This window comes from Clostridium septicum, from assembly GCF_003606265.1.
In the GTDB taxonomy this organism is placed as follows: domain Bacteria; phylum Bacillota; class Clostridia; order Clostridiales; family Clostridiaceae; genus Clostridium; species Clostridium septicum.
The window spans coordinates 2,296,528-2,315,058 of the sequence record NZ_CP023671.1 but is presented as its reverse complement, the minus strand read 5'-3'; the positions used below and the strand labels follow the sequence as shown (position 1 = coordinate 2,315,058).

The window sequence follows — 18,531 nt, the reverse complement described above, 5'->3', positions numbered from 1 at the left end:
CCTCTTAATTATCATATTTTACATCTCTTGTTTCCTTAGGAATAATAACAAATAACTCTTCAAGTTTATTAAAATCTACATAAGGTTTTACTATTGCACTTTTCATAACTTTTACATTATCAGTTTCCACAGATACTACTTCACCTATTCTAATTTCCCTTGGATATACTTTTCCAAGTCCTGATGTTACTATTACATCTCCTTCTTTTATTGCTGAATCCATAGGAAGATTAGTTACTTGAGTTAGATTTTGATTACTATGATCTTTATATCCTTTTAAGATTCCAGTAGTTTCTCTTGTACTATTTACCATTACAGAAACTGCAATATTTTCGTTAACTAGACTTTCAACAATAGCCCAATTTGATCCTGTCGATGTTACTTGACCAACTAGTCCCTTATCTGAAATTACTACCATTCCTTTTTTAAGACCGTTATTTTCACCTTTATCAATTATATATCCGTTTGTAATATTTCCGCCGCTATGACCTATAATTTCACACCCTAAATAATCATAATTATTTTTAGAGTTTTTAAAATTTAATATATCTCTTAGCCTATTATTTTCATCTTTTAATTTTTCATATTCTAATAATTTATTTTCAAGATCTATATTCTTTTTAGTAAGTTCTTCATTTTCTTCTTTAACCTTGGAAAAATTAAATACAAAACTTAGACTTCCTTTTATTTTGTCATTTACTTTATATACTATTTTTTGTAAAGGACCTATTACTGTACCAACACCACTAGATACAATATCCTTTTGCTGACTATTAACTGTGTACATAATTATGCCTAAAAAGGCAACTGACAGCACTATTATAGTAACTGCCAGTTTATTTTTAAAAAGCTTCATTATTGTCCTCTTTGAGTTTTGCTTAATTCATCAAAATTATCTAGAGCTTTTCCTGCACCTAATACAACACAGTCAAGTGGTGTTTCTGCTATATGAACAGGCATATTTGTTTCATGGTTAATAAGCATATCTAGTCCTTTTAATAAAGCACCTCCACCAGCTAACATTATTCCCTTTTCCATTATATCTGCCGCTAATTCTGGAGGGGTTTTCTCTAAAGTTGTTTTTATTGATTCTATAATTGCATAAACAGGTTCCTTTAACGCTTCTCTTATTTGATCTTCTGAAACAGTTACTGTTTTAGGTAACCCTGTAACCATATCTCGTCCCTTGATATCCATTTCCTTAACTTCATCATCTATCTTATATGCTGAACCTAATTCCATTTTAACTTGCTCTGCAGTTCTTTCTCCAATCATTAAGTTAAATTCTTTCTTTATATAAGCTATTATTGATTGATCTAATTCATCTCCTGCAACTCTTAAAGATTTACTTGTAACTATTCCTCCTAATGAAATTATAGCTACTTCTGTTGTACCTCCACCGATATCAACTATCATACTTCCTGTTGGCTCTCCAACTGGAAGTCCTGCTCCTATTGCTGCTGCCATTGGTTCTTCCATAAGAACAACATCTCTTGCTCCAGCATTTTTTGTAGCTTCTTCTATAGCTCTTCTTTCTACTTCCGTAACCCCTGATGGATAACAAACAATTATTCTTGGACTTGTAAAAGCACTCTTGCTTATTACCTTCTCTATTAACTTCTTTAACATCGTTTGTGCAACGTCAAAATCAGCTATAACACCATCCTTTAATGGTCTAATAGCTACTATGTTTCCTGGTGTTCTACCAATCATTAACTTTGCTTCTGCTCCAACAGCTAGAGGTTTCCTAGTTGCACTATTTATTGCTACAACTGAAGGTTCGCTTAACACTATTCCTTTGCCCTTTACGTACACAAGTGTATTTGCTGTTCCTAAATCTATTCCCATATCTTTATTACTACTGAAAAATCCCATTTGAATTCCCCTTTCGCTTAAATTATTCCTTTTTCTTTCAAACTAATAAATTGGTTATTTCCTATGATTATATGATCTAATAAGTCAATACCCATAATTTTACCACATTCTTTTAATCTCATTGTTATATTTATATCTTCCTTACTTGGCTCTGGATCCCCTGAAGGATGATTGTGACACACTATTATATTAGCACTATTCCTCTTTATTGCTTCAGAATAGATTTCCCTTGGATGCACAATAGATGAATTCAAGGTTCCTTTAAAAACATCTTTATTTCCAATAATCTTATTTTTTGTGTCTAACATTATTAATTTCAAAACTTCTTGTTTTAAATTAATCATTTCATTCATAAGTAAACTTGCTACATCTTTAGGCGACGTTATTTTTATATCTTTTTTGCAAGTTCTTAATGTATTAAACCTTTTAGATAGCTCAATCATAGCAATAAGTTGACTTGCTTTTGTATCTTTTATACCTTTTATGCTTGTCATATCTTTTATATTACTATTAAACAAACCATCTAAACCTTCAAATTCTGAAAGCAATCTAGTACTTAATGAAATAACATTTTCACCTTTTGTACCTGTTCTAAGTATAATTGCTAATAATTCTGCGTTACTTAGAAATTCTGGTCCCATAAGTAATAGCTTTTCTATAGGTCTCTCGTCTTTTGGTATATCACTAATCTTAATATCATTTTTCATTAAATATCTCCTTCATTAATAATATACCCATCCCTATTTACATAACGCTTTTAATCATCTTGTTAAGGACATTTAAAGGTAATCCTACAACATTGTAATAGCATCCATTGATACTCTCTACAAATACGCCCCCAACTCCTTGGATTCCATAAGATCCAGCTTTATCTAGTGGCTCTTTAGTTTTTATGTACTTTTTTATATCCTCATCTGTTAACTCTGAAAACTTCACTTCTGTATAAATACATTCTTTTTCTATTTTTGAGTTATCTGTATTTAATACAACAACAGCTGAGTAAACTCTATGAGTTTTTCCGCTTAACAATCTCAACATATAAAATGCATCTTTTTCATCTTTTGGTTTTCCTAATATTTTGTTATCTAATGTAACAATTGTATCAGCACCTATAATGATAGCTTTATCATTTGTAGTTTTTTCTACATTAAAAACTTTTCCCTGTGCTAATTTAATAACATATTCAGGAATATTATAGCCATCAAAAGAAATACTATCTTCATTAAAATCACTGACCTTAATCTCAAAGTCATCTATTATTCTATGTAGAAGTTCCTCTCTTCTTGCTGAAGCTGATGCCAAAATATATTTCAAATCATCACACCCTATTTGTACATATTTTATAGTATTGCCAAAAACATATATTTCTTACACATACAAATTAAAATTTCTTTTAATTATATAAATAAAAAAAACATAAAGGCAAAGCCATATCATCTCTATTACTATATCCCATATAGTTTATCATTATATAGTAGTGGACACAAGTGGCTTTACCTTTCTTTATTTAATTTTTATTTATTTGTAATATTTTATCCAATTTTATACAGTGTTTTTCTATTTTTTATATTTTACTAATATAGTATAAATATATTTTAGTTCTTGAATAACATTTTCTTTTTTTAATTCATCTGGTAATTCTGATATATGTTTTTTAAAATCATTTAAGGATTCCAAATTATCTCCCTTAGATATTTCCGGTAATTCATTTGCCCAGTTTTTAAAATCCGTTGTTTTTACAGACTTAACTTCTTTATCGTTTAAAGCATTTACAATATCTAAATAACCAGAAGTAATTGCTGATATTTGATTTTCAATTTCATCCTCCTTATTCAAGACAAATTTCATTTGTGCATTTGTTACTCCCTTTTTAGTTAGCTCTTCAGATATCTTATTTCCTTGCTCTAAATTAAATATTCCTGCTGATACTCTAAATTTAGAATCATCTTCTAATATGAAGGAATTATAGTCATTTCCAACATCACTTAAAGCTTTATTAGCATTATCTTGATTAGAGAACATTCCACATTGCACAAAACTAAATACTTCTTCTCCTTGTCCAACAGTAGCTGGCTTCTCAGGTGACTCTATTCCTGTACTTATAGACCCATCATCTTTTACAGGAATAAAACTAAATATAACTTTAGCTATAACAAGACCAATAATGCCTGCTGCAAATACAGTCATTACTACAGACGTCAGAAAACCTATTCCATTATTTTTCTTCTTGTATTGATATTTAGTATACCTCATATTCCTCCCCCTATTTTTTGATATATTAATATATATTATTTTATAAGTAATAATATTCATTATGTAAAAAAATTACAATTTAATATTCTATAAATAGTATATCATCATAAATACTCTATGTAAATTTTTTCCAAGCAAAAAAAACTCCTTATTTTAAAAATTAAATTTAAGGAGTTGAAAATAATATATCTTTTTTATTAACTTATTATTTGAATTACTATTTTAAAGCTTTTAATACTTCTTTTAAATATTCCCAAACATTTTGAACTGATTCTATACTCATATGTTCTTCTGGAGTATGAACATCATAAAGATTTGGACCAAAACTTATCATATCTAATCCACCTAATCTTTCATTAAATAAACCACATTCTACTCCAGCATGAATAGCTACTATGTTAGCATCCTTTCCATACATTTTCTTATAAACTTCTTGACATAAATCTCTTAATTTAGAGTCACTATTATATTGCCATTCTGGATATCTAGCACTTGTTTCAAATTTTACATTTAATAATTCTGCTATAGTTTTACTTCTCAAAACTATTTCATCCTTTAAAGAGGAAACAGAGCTTCTTATTGCACTATCAAATGTTACTTTATTATTTATTGTTTTAACTACACCTATATTACTTGAACTTTCAACTAATCCATCAATTTCAACACTTCTTGTATTAATTCCATTAGGTATTAAATATAAAAGGTTAACTGTTTTATTAGTTGATTCTTTTGAAAATACTTTGGTAGTGGTATTATCTAATTTATTAACTAAGATCTTTACTCCAGAATCTTGAGCTTTTAATTCATTTAATAATATTTTTTGCCATTTTTCAACTAAAGCTTTTACTTTTTCTATATCTACTTCTTTAACTGAAATTATAGCATCCATTTCTCTAGGAATAGCGTTATCTTTTGCTCCTCCATTTATTGAAATTATTCTAAAATCAATTTCTGAAAGCATATCTTTTAAGATTCTACCCATAATTTTGTTTGAGTTTCCTCTTTCTTTATTTATTTCCATTCCTGAATGTCCACCCTTTAGGCCTCTTACTGATAACTCAATAATAGAACTATTGTCTATATCTTCAAAATCTACATCTATAGTGAACTTACTTCTTATTCCTCCTGCACAGCTAACTAATAAATCACCTTCTTCTTCATTATCTAAATTTATTAGTACTTTACCTTTAACATCTTCCTTTGAAACTGCCATAGCTCCTGACATACCAGTTTCTTCATCTGTTGTAATTAAAACTTCTATTGGTGGGTGAGCTATATCATTAGAAGCCAGTAATGCTAAAGCATATGCTATAGCTATACCATTGTCAGCTCCTAATGTAGTATCAGTTGCATAAATCATATCATCTATAACTCTTAACTTTAACGGATCTTTTTCAAAATCGTGATTTGTACCTTTATTCTTTTCACAAACCATATCCATGTGACCTTGAATAATTACAATATTAGAGTTTTCATACCCTTTTGTTCCTGGTTTCTTTATAATAACATTTAAAGCCTTGTCTTGAATAACTTCTAAATTTAAATCTTTTGCAAATTTAACTAAATAATCACTTATTTCTTTTTCATTTCCTGATCCTCTTGGAATTTTAGAAATCTCTTCAAAATACTTAAAAACTGCTTTTGGTTCTATATTTTGTAAAACATTCATTTTTTATATCTTCCTTCCTGTTAAATTATGTTAGAATTATTATATAAGAATAAGTATATCATAGTATATGTAATACTTAAAATTAAAAGTTGTTTTAATTTTGATATTATTCTTATTATTTCTATTTAATTTATTAATATTATTAATTTGTGAGGTGTTTTTATGCAAAAGACTAAAATGATTTTTACAATTGGTCCTGCCAGTGACAATGAAGAAACTTTAAAAGAATTTATCAAAATCGGTATGAGTGCCGCTAGATTAAATTTTTCTCATGGAACTCATGAAACTCACAAGGAAAAAATCGAACTTTTAAAAAAAGTTCGTAAAGAAATGAATTCTCCAACAGCAATAATTTTAGATATAAAAGGTCCTAAAATTAGAACCCATAATTTTATAAATGATGGAGCTGAACTTCATATTGGTGATGAGTTTACCTTTGTATGTGGTGAAGAAATTTTAGGAAACAACGAAAGATGTTCTATTTCTTATTCAGAATTATATAAAGATGTCGAAGTTGGAGGAGAAATTTTAGTAGACGATGGCCTTTTAAGATTTGAAATTATTAATATAGAAGAAAAACAAATTAAATGTAAAATTATAGTAGGTGGAATTATTAAAAACCATAAGGGAGTAAATGTTCCAAATGTTAGTATAAATCTACCTGCAATAACTGAAAAAGATAAAGAAGATTTAATTTTTGGTTGTGAAAATAAAATAGATTTTGTTGCTGCATCATTTATTCGTAAAGCATCTGATATTGAAGATGTAAGAAATGTATTAAAAAATAATGGTGGAGATTATATCCAAATAATAGCTAAAATAGAAAATCAAGAGGGTGTAAATAATATAGATTCTATTATTGAAGCTGCAGATGGTATCATGGTTGCAAGAGGCGACATGGGAGTTGAAATACCTATAGAGCGTGTTCCTATTATACAAAAAAATATAATAAGAAAATGTAATGAGGCTGGTAAGATAGTAATTACAGCAACTCAAATGTTAGACTCTATGATTAGAAACTCATTACCTACTCGTGCAGAAGCTTGTGATATTTGTAATGCTATATTTGATGGAACTGATGCTATAATGTTAAGTGGAGAAAGTGCTAGTGGAAACTATCCGATAGAAGCAGCAAGTACAATGTCAAAAATAGCTAAAGAAACTGAGGATCATTTAGATTATAATTACTTAAATAAAAGATTAAAAGAACCTGCTTTATATGCTTTTTCAGAGGCTATAAGCTATTCTGCATGTAGAACTTCAAATTTACTTAATTCTAAAGCAGTGGTTGCAGCTACTACAAGTGGAGCAACAGCAAAACTAATATCCAAGTATAGACCTAAATGTCCAATTATAGCTATAACACCTCATGAGGAAGTTCTTCGTGGATTAAATTTAAATTTCGGAATTTTCCCTAAACTATGTAAAGTATTCTCAACTACTGATGATATTTTATTAGAAGCAAAAAAAGTTGCTAAAAATTTATCTTTTGCAAATGAAGGTGATGAGATTATTGTAGCTGCTGGTATGCCAACAATCCAAACTGGTGGTACAAATATGTTAAAAATAGAAAAAGTCTAATTAAAAAAAATCCCTAAGGCAACTTTATTAATATAATTTTCTAAAAAATAAAAAAGGAATTTAGCTTTTGCTAACTTCCTTTAATTTTTTATTTATCAAACATACCTTTAAATAAATCCCCTAATGAAACTCCTTCATCACTATCATTATACTTAAGATATTCTTTTGATTTTTCTTCTGCATCTTTTATAGTTAAAGAAATCTTTTTATTTTCTTTATTATAATCTAGTACCTTAACCTTAACTTCTTGACCAATTGATAAAACATCTGATGGTTTTGCTATGTTATCTTCTGTTATTTCACTTAAATGAACTAACCCTTCTACCCCTGGATATATTTCAACAAACGCTCCAAATGAAAGGAATTTAACTACTTTTCCTGATAAAATATCTCCTGTCTTTAAACCAGTTGTGTTTACTATCCAAGGATCACTATTAACATCTTTTAGAATTAAAGATACTCTCTCTTTACTTTTATCTATTTCTCCTATTACAACTTCAACCTTATCTCCTACCTTAACTATATCTTCAACTTTATTTACTCTTCCCCAAGCTAAATCATTAATATGAATAAGTCCTGTTATTCCTCCAATATCAACAATAGCTCCAACCTTTAATATTTTTTTAACTACACCATTTCTTTTTTCTCCTGATTTAAGAGAACTCCATATTTTTTTCTTATTTTCTTCGTATATAGCTTCTTCTATAACTCTTCTTGATGCAACTACTCTTCTATTTTTAAAATCAACCTCTGTAAGTTTAACTTCTAAATCTTTTCCTATAAATTGTTTTAATTCTACTCTTTCTCTTGATACTAAAGATGCTGGTATAAATACTCTAATAGAACCATAATATCCAACTAATCCACCTTTAACTTCTTCTTTTATTCTTATATTTATAGCTTCTTTGTTTTTAAAAGCTTTTATTAAGTCTTCTTTTTCTGAGATAGCTAAAGCCTTTATTCTAGAAAGTAATACATATCCTTCCCCATCATTTGGTGAAATAACATATACTTTTATATTATCTCCCTGTTTTACTATGTCACATGGGTTTTCGAAAGTCGCTGTTAATTCCTCTTTTGATATAATACCATCAAAAGCATAATTAATATTTACTGTTACTTCTTTATCATTAACATCTATAACTCTTCCTTCTAATATATCACCTTTATTTATTCTCTTTACATCAAAATCATTTAGTAAATCTTTCATTGAGTTTTCGTTTGCTTCATTAATCATGAATTTTTCACTCCTTGGAATTGTACTTTAAATATATTATAAGTATAATTTTAAGCTAATATGTTATTGATTACAAGAGTTTAAATTGTTAATATTATGAATACTACCATAATACTATGTTACAATTAAATATACATTTTCTTTATATAAGAGTTATTTTATACTTTTTTATATACTTATTTTTATTATTATAAGTTAGTAATAATACGATTTTAATAGTTATTGTATACTTATAAACTTCTAATATACTAATTCAAGGAAAAATTACCTAAAACGAACTTTGAAGATTTTTTATACATAGTATAATATAGGTATATAATCTTTGTTCTTGGAGGTGAAAAGCATAAAAAAATACTTAAACATAAAAAATAAACTTCTTTTAACATTTTGTCTTACTATAGTTTTTATTATTTCTAGTTTTACTATAGATACGATTTCAATATTATCTCCAGTAACAGGGGGGGAAACCATAACTTTTGCAAAATCTTCTTCTAGTAAAAGTAGCAGCTCCTCCAGTAAACATAGTAGCTCTAGCTCAAAATCTAAAAGCTCAAGTAGCTTTAAAAGTGGAAGCTTTAAATCAAATAATAGTACTAAAAAATCCACAATTAATAAAGATTCTAATACTAATAAAAATTCAAGTGGATTTAAGTCTGGTAGCTTTAAATCAAGTGATAGTACTAATAATAAAGATTCTAGCACTAATAATAAAGACTCTAGTAGCAATAAAAAAAGTTCAAATGAATTCAAATCTGGTAACTTTAGTGAATCAAAAAATAATGGCAACAGTAGTTCAAAAGGATTTAGTAGTGGATCTTTTTCAACAACTGATAAAGAAAATAATAATAAAGATACCCAAGATAAAGATTATGAAAATAATACAAAACCAAAAGAAAAATTTGGAATACCTTTCGGATTTCCAACTAGAAGGTACTCTAATTATAGATATGGTAGTGGTTTTTCACTAAGTACATTTTTTACTATATCTATTATATTTATCTTAATAGTTGTACTTATTAAGATCTATTTAAAGAAAAGAAAATATTAAAGAAAATGAATCTGTTAAGTTGATATGAAAAAATAGCTTGATTTTTCATAGAATTACTTGCTCTTTGAAAATTATATAAGTTTGAATGTTTTATTGTATGGCAAATAAGCCTACAATAGCATTGATTTTTTGCAGGTTAATCAAAGGTATTAAATTTAATTAAGATGCTGAAAACCAAGAGTTTTTAGCAAAGCTATCGCTGGCGAAGCCGGCAACTTCTGCTGGAGTACAGTTATTTAATGATCCATGTGGTCTAATAAAGTTATAGTGAAAGATAAATAAATATATAAGGTTATTAGCTTTTTGAAAAGAGTTGAATCCTTTCTTGGTTTTATACCAGGCTTTAAATGTTTTATTAAATGATTCAATTAAATTATTATTTGTATCACTAGACATTGGAGCTACAGGAATATGAGTTGTATTGGGCAATAGCGTAGCCACGGCTTCATTATATGAAGGTAATCTATCAGTTATAAAATTAGCTGGTTCACCAAATTTTTTAGCTTCATTTACCAATGCGTATGCTGAATCAGAACTTCTAGATTTAGTTAAATGAAATGCTAAAATAAATCTAGTTTCTGAATCAATAGCTAACCAAAGGTAGTATCTTTCACCATTAATAAATACTACTGTTTCATCAGCGTGCCAATCGTCAGATTGTAAGTTTAAACTAGCTTTAAATTTATCAGCCTTTTGTTTAAAGAAAGGTGCAAATTTATTAGTCCAACTGGCTATCGTGACATGAGATACTTTAATTCCAGAGTTAATCATCAAGAATTGAGAAATGGCTCTTGTTGATGAATTATTTAAAAAATATAGTGTTAATGCAGTTAGTATTACATGTAGCGGAAAACGCATTCCTTTCATTGAAAGGGAACCACTAACTAATTCACTAGAAGCTGTATCAATATTGGTGGTGTGATGTTTTACTATTATGTGATTACACTTCTTGTTATTGCACTTATAGCGATTGTAATGTTTATATGCATGATGTAAGTAAGTTCCCTTACCGCATCTAGGACATTTAGGATTATTTAGTTTAGGACGTCCGTCACCGTCGCCTAGGACGAATTGGCGCTTACACTGCTTACATTGATACTTTTGTTTAGCCTGCTTATTCATACCAAACTTATATAGTTTATCAGAATTACAGCGTGGGCATTTTATATTAGTTTTGCTCATTGTTCTTCTCTCCTTTTCGAAGGGGGTATTATTTAGTCTTGCAAACCTATTGTATTTCCTTGGGTTGAGAAGAGCAATGTTCATATAACTTAACAGATCGAAGAAAATAACTAGGAGGTTGTTTTATGGGAATTTTTAATAGAATGTCAAATATGTTTAAATCAAAGGTAAACTCAACTTTAGATGAGTTAGAAAATCCAATTGAGTTACTTGATCAAAAAATTAGAGATATGGAAAATCAACTTAATAAAGCAAAGTTAAATTCTGCTCAAATTATCGGTAATGCTCATGAAATTAAAAGAAAGTTGGAAGCTACTGAATTAGAGGTTAATGATTTAGAATCAAAAGTTAAACTAGCATTATCTAAAGGAAATGAAGATTTAGCTAAGAGAGCTTTAGCTAAAAAAATAGAAACCGAAAAGAAATATAAAAGCTTAAAGGAAACTTATGAGGCCGCAAGAAATCAAGCTGATTCTATAAAGAAAAACTTATCTGAGTTAGAAAATGAAATAATTAAAACTAGAAGTTATAGAGATGAAGCAGCTGCAAGATTTAGTAATGCTGAAGCAAGTAAAAAAGTAAATGAGGTTCTTGCAAATGTTCAAACTAAATCAAATTCAATTAAAATAGATGATATAGAAAGAAAGATACAAAAGCAAGAGGCTTTAGCTAAAGGCTTAGGTGAACTTAAAAATACTGATACTTTTGAAAGTGAATTTGAAGCTTTAGATTCTGTTGATTTAGATCTAGAGCTTGAAAAATATAAAAATTCTTAAAGGTGATATAAATGGCTAATAACTCCGATTTCATAAAAGAAGAACTTGACCACTTTGGAAAAATATATACTGATTTAACTTATGCTATAAGTGAGATATCTCCTTTTTTAGATGAAAATGAATTAATTAAAAGAAAATATTATTCTAAAATAAGTATATTAAAAACTTATATAGAAAAGTTAAATATTTCTAAAACAAAGTCACAGAAAAAAAAATTAATTAACTTTTTTTCCACAAATAATTCACATGAAGATCTAAAAATATTCAAAAATGACAATAGAGAATCTTTTTTACAATTTGAAAATTGCTCTAAATGTGCTTGTTTAAACTGTATTAGAGAATGTGAATTTAAAGGTTGCTTGGGCTGTAGATCCAATTCTTATATAAAAAAGTGCGATAAAAATAAAATCAATATAAGAAAACATAAAAATTTCTTTTTAGATTTAACTAATAATAATACAGGAAAATCAAGCAAATATAATGTTTTAGCTACACTTGAAGATAAACAATTAGATAAATTATATATCATTCTAGAAAATATAGAGGATAATACTGATAAATATATACTTTATTACTATCCATCAATTTCATCTGATGAATTTGGAGAAATAACAGATACCTCTGAGTTTGATTTTATAGTTAATACATTTGAACAATCTGATTATTAATATAAAAATATGATTCTATTTTTTATAGAATCATATTTTTATTATATTTTACTTATTATTCTCTAACAAAAATCCATTGATTATCTTCTGACATTTCTTCACTAAAAGTATATCCTTCTTCTGAAAAATCTTTTATTATTTCTACATTATCTATTTGATTTTGTATTATATATCTAGTCATTAATCCTCTAGCTCTTTTAGCATTTAATGATATTATTTTATATTTCCCATTTCTCCATTCTTTAAAAATAGGTGTAATAACTCTTACATCTGATATATTTTCTATACCTTCAACCGACTTAAAATACTCCTGTGACGCTAAATTTATAAGTACTTTCTCTGAATGATTAGATAACTCCTTTATTAAAGAATCTCTTAAATCATTTCCCCAAAATTTATAGAGATCTTTTTCATCCTTAACTTTTATTTTAGTACCCATTTCCAATCTATATGGATTTATTCCATCAAAAGGTCTCAAAACGCCATATAATCCTGATAATATTCTTAAATGACCATCTGCATAAAATAAATCCTCTTCTGTAAAACTACCTACATCTAATCCTCTATATACATCACCCTTAAATGCAAGTAAGCATTGTTTTGCTTTATCTAAATTTTCAGTCCATTCTTCAAATCTATCTCTATTTAAAGTTGCTAACTTATCACTTATCTTCATTAATTTTGACAGAGAATAAGCATCAAGCTTTTTTAGCTCGTCCATAATAACTTTTGATTTTGCTAAAAATCTCGGCTCACTCATTGGAGTATTAATATTTATATAATCAAAATCTAATGTTTTCGCCGGAGATATAACTACTAACATTTTAACTCCCTCCTTTATATATAATATAATATCATTACCAATAATAATTTTCAATTAATCACAATTATCCACTTTAAATTTACATAAAAATAGGGATTTGAATAACAAATCCCTATTTAATCATATATTCTATATTTCTTTTTTCATTTCATTATAGCAATAATTTATAATATCACTTCTTTTTATTATACCTATAAATGTTCCTTCATCATCTACAACCGGAACAAAATTTTGAGTGGTTGCAAGTGATATCAAGCTTTCTACATCTGAATTAATTGATACACTTCTATGCTTTCTTTTACGAGGTATATCTGTTACTTTTACACTCCCCGTATTTTTAAAATTCAACTCAGGTGTATTTTTTAATTTCCATAGTAAATCACCTTCTGTAAGTGTACCTACATATTTTCCTCCCTTATCTATTAAAGGAATTGCTGTATATCCATGATGCTCCATTCTTTCTATAACTTGTCGCATTGTTGCATCTAAATATTCATATATAACTTCGTTCTTAGGTGTTAAAAAAAACGCAATATTCATATATTTCCCTTCCCCTTATACATTTAGTGGACCACCTAAAGTATATATCATTTTTACTGTTTTTACAATGTAATTGTTGTAAATTTCAATTCTATTATAAGATTAATAAATAATCTACTATTTATTAATCTTATAATAATAATTCATATATTCAACCTCATTTATTATAGTTGAAATCTCCTTATATACTACTTTTCCACTTATTGTTTTTTTAACTTGCACTTCATTTATTACTCTATTATTACATTTGGGACACTTACCTAAAGATACAAACCTCCAACCCATAGCTTTCAATGGTATTTCAATATCAATTTTAATCTTACATTTAGGACAATATTCTTTTACACAACTTTTATCAATATTAAAATCACTTAAGTTTTTAACCTCTAAAACTGGCATATTATATAGGTCTTTAATTATATAATTCCTAATTATTCTAGAGTTATATATTCTCTTAAAAACAAAAGATGTGTAAATAGCATCATTTAAAGCATCATGTAAGTTTTTTTTATCTATTTTTATCTTCAACTCTTCTAATGCCTTCTTCAAACTCAATACTTTCTTTTTAGCCAATATTTTAGTTGAATATTCTTGTATATCTAAATAATTATTAATCCAACTTAAATCATCATATTTATGATATATAGCATTACTTATTATTTGCGCAATATCATCCTTTGCCCAAGAACATATAATATCACCATCTTCAATTATATTTCTCAGATTATTAATACCTTCTTTAAAAGAAACTCCATTCTGTAAATCCTTATCTGTTATATTGGTTATTTCTGATACTTTTGGATTTAAAATTGGAAAAATTGTTGGTTTTATATATGTTTTAAATTCCTCTAATGGCTTCATATAATTATCAAGCTTTATTGCCCCAATTTCTATTATCTCATTTTCTACTTCTATATCTTTTAAATTAGCATACTCATCATATATATTCGGATAATATTTAGTAATACCACTTAAATTATTAAATTCCAAATCAATTATTATAAATGCCATTTAATGCACCCTTTCACCATTTATGCTTATAGGTATATTATGCCATTAAATTAATTAAAATTCATTAGTTACTTTGGTTTATTTCATATATTTTTTTTGAAATATCTGAAATTACATTCATAGCATATTCCTCATTTCCTAAATCTTCCGTATACACAACTAAAATATAAGGGTTTTCAGTATATATAATTCCAATATCATGAATATACATATCATTATTTCCTATCTTATGCGCGCAAATCTCCCAAGGAATATCTTTGTCTATTCTATCATGAAATTCAGTTTCTTTCATAAATTCAATTAACTTATCATAATAAGGATTTTTTTCATTATTTTCATAAAGCTTCTTTAACATTAAAAATTGCTGTTTAGGTGTACTCTCATTAATCTCTTTTTTACATGGTATTCCTGTTACTTTATATATATAATCTGATCTATTATATGGAGTTGTTCTATATAACATATTAGTTGCTATGTTATCTGAATATACAATTGATAATTTTATAAGTTCCATAACTGTTAACGGTTTTATTGTTTCTAAATCTTGAAGTATTCCAGTTCCATCTTCATAATCTAACTCTTCTACATAACTAAAAGTATCATTTGGAGATAATTCTCCTCTATTCATAGCATCCATAACCATCATAGCTAAATCTACTTTTGTAGTACTAGCAGCTCTAAACACCTTGTCCTCATTTATAGCTATATTCTCACCAGTTTTAATATCATAATAATATAATCCCATCCTATCTATATCATCACCAACAATATCTCTTATCTCTTCATTAATTTGTCTAGTTTTATCTCCTATAGACTTAATAGATTCCCCTTTAATAGCTATTGGTTTAATTAATCCCTCTTCTTTACTGCTCCCTTTATTAGCACAGCTTGTACAGCTAACTGCCATACAGATAATTAAAATAATTGAAATAATATTTTTTCTTGACATAACAAACTCTCTCCCTTTGTAAAAAGCAAATTTGAATATTATAATATATTAAAACGTAAAAAATCTCAAGAAAATATATTCTTGAGATTTGTCTTACATTTCTATAATAAAATATTTTTAAGAATACTATATTTATTTTAATATTTTTCACTTAATTACCATTAAAATCTATTCCAGCTAATTTCATTAAATGAATAGCGTTTTGTGTGGTACTTCTGCCAACTCTCAGCTTGTAATCAAATTTTATTTTCTCATTTTCATAATACTCCTGAAAATTATAATTTACAAGCCATTTTTTAGTTTTTTCTAATTCACATAACTCTAAATCATGAGTAGATACTAATCCTATTCCTCCTAAGCTCACAAGTTGATTTATAAGCACTTTAGCTCCTTCGTGTCTATCCATAGAATTAGTTCCTTTAAATATCTCATCTAATAAAAAGAATACTCTCTTACCTTCTTTAGATGCCTCTATAACTTTTTTTATTCTAAGTATTTCTGCATAGAAAGATGAGATACTTTCTTCTAAATTATCTTTGGTTCTCATGCATGTATAAATACTAAAAACTCCGCAGTTAAATTCATCACTATAAGTTGGTGAACCGATATAACTTAATACTAAATTAATTCCTAAAGTTCTTAAAAATGTACTTTTACCTGACATATTTGATCCTGTAATTAAAGCTACTTTTTCGTTACCTCTTAAACAGAAATCATTGACCTTAGCTCTATCCCCTAACATTGGGTGACCTATATTTTTTCCATAAACTTCATTATCATCTAGTATAGTTGGATAATTCCATTTATTAAAGTCATATGCTAGATTAGATATACTAGCTAAAGCCTCAAATTCACCCATTACATTAAGCCAATTTTCTAAATAATCTCCATTCCTTTGTCTCCAACTCTCAAGATTTCTTAAAATAAATGTATCAGATAACATAATCACATTTATTATTAAATAGTATGCATTTGAAGAACTATCTCCCAACCAGTCTACTAATTCTTTAAGAGCTTTCATTTCTTTACAACAATCTATATCAGTATTTTTAATTTTTGATTTAAGTTCTATTAATATTTCTGATTTAAATTCTTCTTTGTCTATAAGATTTAATATATTACAATAAGCTTCTATATCATTTCTATGCTTATGAAATAATTGTATAATGTCACTTAAAGGCTTAGTAAGTAATTTTACCACTATATAATTTGTCATAAATACTAGAATTAAATAACTAAAAGGTATTTTTTTTAATGCTACTAATAACATAGATAATATAGTCAATGTTATAAATATATATGGAATAACTTTCAATGAATATCCTATCTTAGTTTTTCCCTTGGCCCAATTTAATAATTCTTTAACTTCATTTTTACCACCTTTATTAAAAGTTGATTCTATAATAAGCTTTTGTCTCCATTGAATTTTTTCTGCAAGCTCTTTTATACCTTCCTGCTTTTTAGTAACTTCTGATTTAGTAGGTAAATTTTCAAGTTTTAATTTTTCAGATAAAACTTTTCTACCAAATTTTGTTTTAGTGGTATTTATCAATTGGAATAAAGAACTTCTTCCAAATACATCTAAGTCATTAATAAACCCATGTTCTTCATTTAAATATTCTATTCCTTGATCTTCAAACTCTCTCCACGTTCCATCTAATCTTTTTAATCCATCTTCATTTACTTTTATAAAAATATCATTTTTTCTTTTACACTCTATTTTTCTATTATGAAAATAAGCAATAACAAGAAATATACATAAATATATAATTAACTCTAAGAATATACCTAGTAACATATCCTTTTTATAAAGTAAATATGTTGTACATATTGCCAATACAACTATCACAAGTCTTATAACTGAAAACACATATAAATCTTTTTTAAGTTTATCTTCTTTTACTTTTCCTTCTTCTATATTATCTTTATAAAACTTTTCTCTATTATTCATTTCCCAACCCCCTCCCCCTTATTTTATCATATTAAATTATTTTAATGCTTCTAATATTTTTTCTAAATTATATTTCATTCCATCTAAATACGTTTTATTATCTTCTTTAGTTTCTAAACTATAAATCTTTTCTACTTTTGCTCCAGCCTCTTTTGCTAATGTTTCTGATTCCTTAGAGCTTGCAGTTGATTCACTAAATATAGTTTTTACGTTATTATCTTTACAATAATTAACTAATTCTTCTAAAGTTTTAGGTGTAAGTTCTCCTTCTCCATATATATCTGCTATACTCTTTTGTGTTAGTCCAAAATCTCTACAAAGATACCCAAAAGCTGCATGACCGGTTACAAAATCTTTATTTTTAATCTCTTGGAATTTAACCTCATACTCTGAATATAAAGAATCAAATTCATTTTTTAACTTCTTAAAGTTTTCTTCATAAAATTCTTTATTTACACTATCTTTTTTAACTAATGCATCTTTTATATTTTCAGCTTGTTTAGTAGCTTCTTTTAAACTTAACCAAGCATGAGGGTCTTCTTTTCCATCTGTTTTAATTACATTAACTCCGTCACTTGAATTAACTACTTCAACATTCTTGTCTTTTATTGTTCCTAAAACTGGTTCAAGCCAATGTTCCATATCTAATCCATTATAAATAAAAACGTCACTATTTGTAAGTGCTTCTAAATCCTTAGGTTTTGGTTCAAAATCATGAGGTTCGCTTCCATTAGGAATAATTGATGATACTTCAATTTTATCTCCTCCTATAGACTCTGCAAATTCCTTTAAAGGACTTATAGTTACTTGAACTCTTAACTTACTTGTGTTATCTTGTTTTTCTTTTGTTGTGCACCCAACACTTGATATTATGCCTAATATTATTAAACCCGTCGCTATTAATTTCTTTTTCATAATTCACCTCTTCAAATGCAAATGATTTGCATTATTTTTTGGTATAATTTTAC

General features: G+C 27.2%; 18 protein-coding genes. 4 read left to right on the top strand and 14 right to left on the bottom strand.

Translation table 11 applies throughout. The features are described 5' to 3' along the window. Nucleotides 1–4: 4 nt before the first annotated feature. From mreC to CP523_RS10585, 6 genes are all read right to left on the bottom strand, one after another. Nucleotides 5–856 (bottom strand): rod shape-determining protein MreC, encoded by an 852-nt coding sequence (gene mreC / locus CP523_RS10610; RefSeq protein ID WP_066674176.1) that lies wholly within the window; start codon nt 854–856, stop codon nt 5–7. Next, the gene (locus CP523_RS10605) at nt 856–1,875 is read right to left on the bottom strand and encodes a rod shape-determining protein (protein WP_066674177.1); all 1,020 of its coding nucleotides are present in this window, start codon (nt 1,873–1,875) and stop codon (nt 856–858) included. The genes mreC and CP523_RS10605 overlap by 1 nt, the downstream gene beginning before the upstream one ends. A 17-nt stretch (nt 1,876–1,892) precedes the next feature. After that, on the bottom strand, nt 1,893–2,582 hold the full coding sequence (gene radC / locus CP523_RS10600) for a RadC family protein (RefSeq protein ID WP_120140845.1): 690 nt from the start codon (nt 2,580–2,582) through the stop codon (nt 1,893–1,895). A gap of 37 nt (nt 2,583–2,619) precedes the next feature. Continuing rightward, nucleotides 2,620–3,189, bottom strand: a complete 570-nt coding sequence (locus CP523_RS10595) for a Maf-like protein (protein ID WP_066674180.1) — start codon at nt 3,187–3,189, stop codon at nt 2,620–2,622. Nucleotides 3,190–3,432: 243 nt separating this feature from the next. After that, nucleotides 3,433–4,128, bottom strand: a complete 696-nt coding sequence (locus tag CP523_RS10590) for an SPOR domain-containing protein (RefSeq protein WP_066674181.1) — start codon at nt 4,126–4,128, stop codon at nt 3,433–3,435. 217 nt (nt 4,129–4,345) lie between these two features. Next, nucleotides 4,346–5,797, bottom strand: a complete 1,452-nt coding sequence (locus CP523_RS10585; RefSeq protein WP_066674182.1) for an aminoacyl-histidine dipeptidase — start codon at nt 5,795–5,797, stop codon at nt 4,346–4,348. A 162-nt stretch (nt 5,798–5,959) separates the two neighbouring features. On the opposite strand from CP523_RS10585, the gene pyk reads away from it, so the two are divergent. After that, nucleotides 5,960–7,378: a pyruvate kinase gene (pyk, locus tag CP523_RS10580; protein WP_066674183.1), complete on the top strand. Its 1,419-nt coding sequence runs from the start codon at nt 5,960–5,962 to the stop codon at nt 7,376–7,378. An 88-nt stretch (nt 7,379–7,466) separates the two neighbouring features. On the opposite strand, the gene rpsA is transcribed toward pyk, so the two are convergent. Beyond that, a complete protein-coding gene (gene rpsA, locus CP523_RS10575) occupies nt 7,467–8,615 on the bottom strand; it encodes a 30S ribosomal protein S1 (RefSeq protein WP_066674184.1) in 1,149 nt (382 codons plus the stop codon). A gap of 334 nt (nt 8,616–8,949) precedes the next feature. Here rpsA and CP523_RS10570 point away from each other — a divergent pair, with 334 nt between their 5' ends. After that, complete coding sequence (locus CP523_RS10570; protein ID WP_227909530.1) at nt 8,950–9,663, top strand: hypothetical protein; 714 nt, start codon at nt 8,950–8,952, stop codon at nt 9,661–9,663. Nucleotides 9,664–9,822: 159 nt separating this feature from the next. Here the strand turns inward: CP523_RS10570 and CP523_RS10565 are convergent, their stop codons facing one another. Beyond that, nucleotides 9,823–10,845: an IS6 family transposase gene (locus tag CP523_RS10565; protein WP_120140473.1), complete on the bottom strand. Its 1,023-nt coding sequence runs from the start codon at nt 10,843–10,845 to the stop codon at nt 9,823–9,825. A 125-nt stretch (nt 10,846–10,970) separates the two neighbouring features. Here CP523_RS10565 and CP523_RS10560 point away from each other — a divergent pair, with 125 nt between their 5' ends. Further along, nucleotides 10,971–11,621: a PspA/IM30 family protein gene (locus CP523_RS10560; RefSeq protein ID WP_066674187.1), complete on the top strand. Its 651-nt coding sequence runs from the start codon at nt 10,971–10,973 to the stop codon at nt 11,619–11,621. Nucleotides 11,622–11,632: 11 nt separating this feature from the next. Next, nucleotides 11,633–12,289, top strand: a complete 657-nt coding sequence (locus CP523_RS10555; RefSeq protein WP_066674189.1) for a DUF1292 domain-containing protein — start codon at nt 11,633–11,635, stop codon at nt 12,287–12,289. A gap of 55 nt (nt 12,290–12,344) precedes the next feature. Here CP523_RS10555 and yaaA read toward each other — a convergent pair whose 3' ends face one another. From yaaA to CP523_RS10525, 6 genes are all read right to left on the bottom strand, one after another. Beyond that, complete coding sequence (yaaA, locus tag CP523_RS10550; protein ID WP_120140844.1) at nt 12,345–13,112, bottom strand: peroxide stress protein YaaA; 768 nt, start codon at nt 13,110–13,112, stop codon at nt 12,345–12,347. A gap of 129 nt (nt 13,113–13,241) precedes the next feature. Next, nucleotides 13,242–13,652, bottom strand: coding sequence for a CBS domain-containing protein (locus CP523_RS10545; RefSeq protein ID WP_066674193.1), 411 nt, complete (start codon nt 13,650–13,652; stop codon nt 13,242–13,244). Nucleotides 13,653–13,769: 117 nt separating this feature from the next. After that, a complete protein-coding gene (locus CP523_RS10540; protein ID WP_066674195.1) occupies nt 13,770–14,663 on the bottom strand; it encodes a 3'-5' exonuclease in 894 nt (297 codons plus the stop codon). A 64-nt stretch (nt 14,664–14,727) separates the two neighbouring features. Further along, a complete protein-coding gene (locus CP523_RS10535) occupies nt 14,728–15,612 on the bottom strand; it encodes a serine hydrolase (RefSeq protein WP_066674197.1) in 885 nt (294 codons plus the stop codon). Between the two features lie 151 nt (nt 15,613–15,763). Then, nucleotides 15,764–17,563 carry a MutS-related protein gene (locus CP523_RS10530; RefSeq protein WP_120140843.1) on the bottom strand — a complete coding sequence of 600 codons (1,800 nt, stop codon included), beginning with the start codon at nt 17,561–17,563 and terminating at the stop codon, nt 15,764–15,766. 36 nt (nt 17,564–17,599) lie between these two features. Next, nucleotides 17,600–18,478 (bottom strand): metal ABC transporter solute-binding protein, Zn/Mn family, encoded by an 879-nt coding sequence (locus CP523_RS10525; RefSeq protein ID WP_066674207.1) that lies wholly within the window; start codon nt 18,476–18,478, stop codon nt 17,600–17,602. Between the last annotated feature and the right edge of the window lie 53 nt (nt 18,479–18,531).

Coding starts and splice junctions, on each gene's coding strand:
- mreC (WP_066674176.1), bottom strand. CDS start 856: ATGAAGCTTTTTAAAAATAAACTGGCAGTTACTATAATAGTGCTGTCA.
- CP523_RS10605 (WP_066674177.1), bottom strand. CDS start 1,875: ATGGGATTTTTCAGTAGTAATAAAGATATGGGAATAGATTTAGGAACA.
- radC (WP_120140845.1), bottom strand. CDS start 2,582: ATGAAAAATGATATTAAGATTAGTGATATACCAAAAGACGAGAGACCT.
- CP523_RS10590 (WP_066674181.1), bottom strand. CDS start 4,128: ATGAGGTATACTAAATATCAATACAAGAAGAAAAATAATGGAATAGGT.
- CP523_RS10585 (WP_066674182.1), bottom strand. CDS start 5,797: ATGAATGTTTTACAAAATATAGAACCAAAAGCAGTTTTTAAGTATTTT.
- pyk (WP_066674183.1), top strand. CDS start 5,960: ATGCAAAAGACTAAAATGATTTTTACAATTGGTCCTGCCAGTGACAAT.
- rpsA (WP_066674184.1), bottom strand. CDS start 8,615: ATGATTAATGAAGCAAACGAAAACTCAATGAAAGATTTACTAAATGAT.
- CP523_RS10565 (WP_120140473.1), bottom strand. CDS start 10,845: ATGAGCAAAACTAATATAAAATGCCCACGCTGTAATTCTGATAAACTA.
- CP523_RS10560 (WP_066674187.1), top strand. CDS start 10,971: ATGGGAATTTTTAATAGAATGTCAAATATGTTTAAATCAAAGGTAAAC.
- CP523_RS10555 (WP_066674189.1), top strand. CDS start 11,633: ATGGCTAATAACTCCGATTTCATAAAAGAAGAACTTGACCACTTTGGA.
- yaaA (WP_120140844.1), bottom strand. CDS start 13,112: ATGTTAGTAGTTATATCTCCGGCGAAAACATTAGATTTTGATTATATA.
- CP523_RS10545 (WP_066674193.1), bottom strand. CDS start 13,652: ATGAATATTGCGTTTTTTTTAACACCTAAGAACGAAGTTATATATGAA.
- CP523_RS10540 (WP_066674195.1), bottom strand. CDS start 14,663: ATGGCATTTATAATAATTGATTTGGAATTTAATAATTTAAGTGGTATT.
- CP523_RS10535 (WP_066674197.1), bottom strand. CDS start 15,612: ATGTCAAGAAAAAATATTATTTCAATTATTTTAATTATCTGTATGGCA.
- CP523_RS10530 (WP_120140843.1), bottom strand. CDS start 17,563: ATGAATAATAGAGAAAAGTTTTATAAAGATAATATAGAAGAAGGAAAA.
- CP523_RS10525 (WP_066674207.1), bottom strand. CDS start 18,478: ATGAAAAAGAAATTAATAGCGACGGGTTTAATAATATTAGGCATAATA.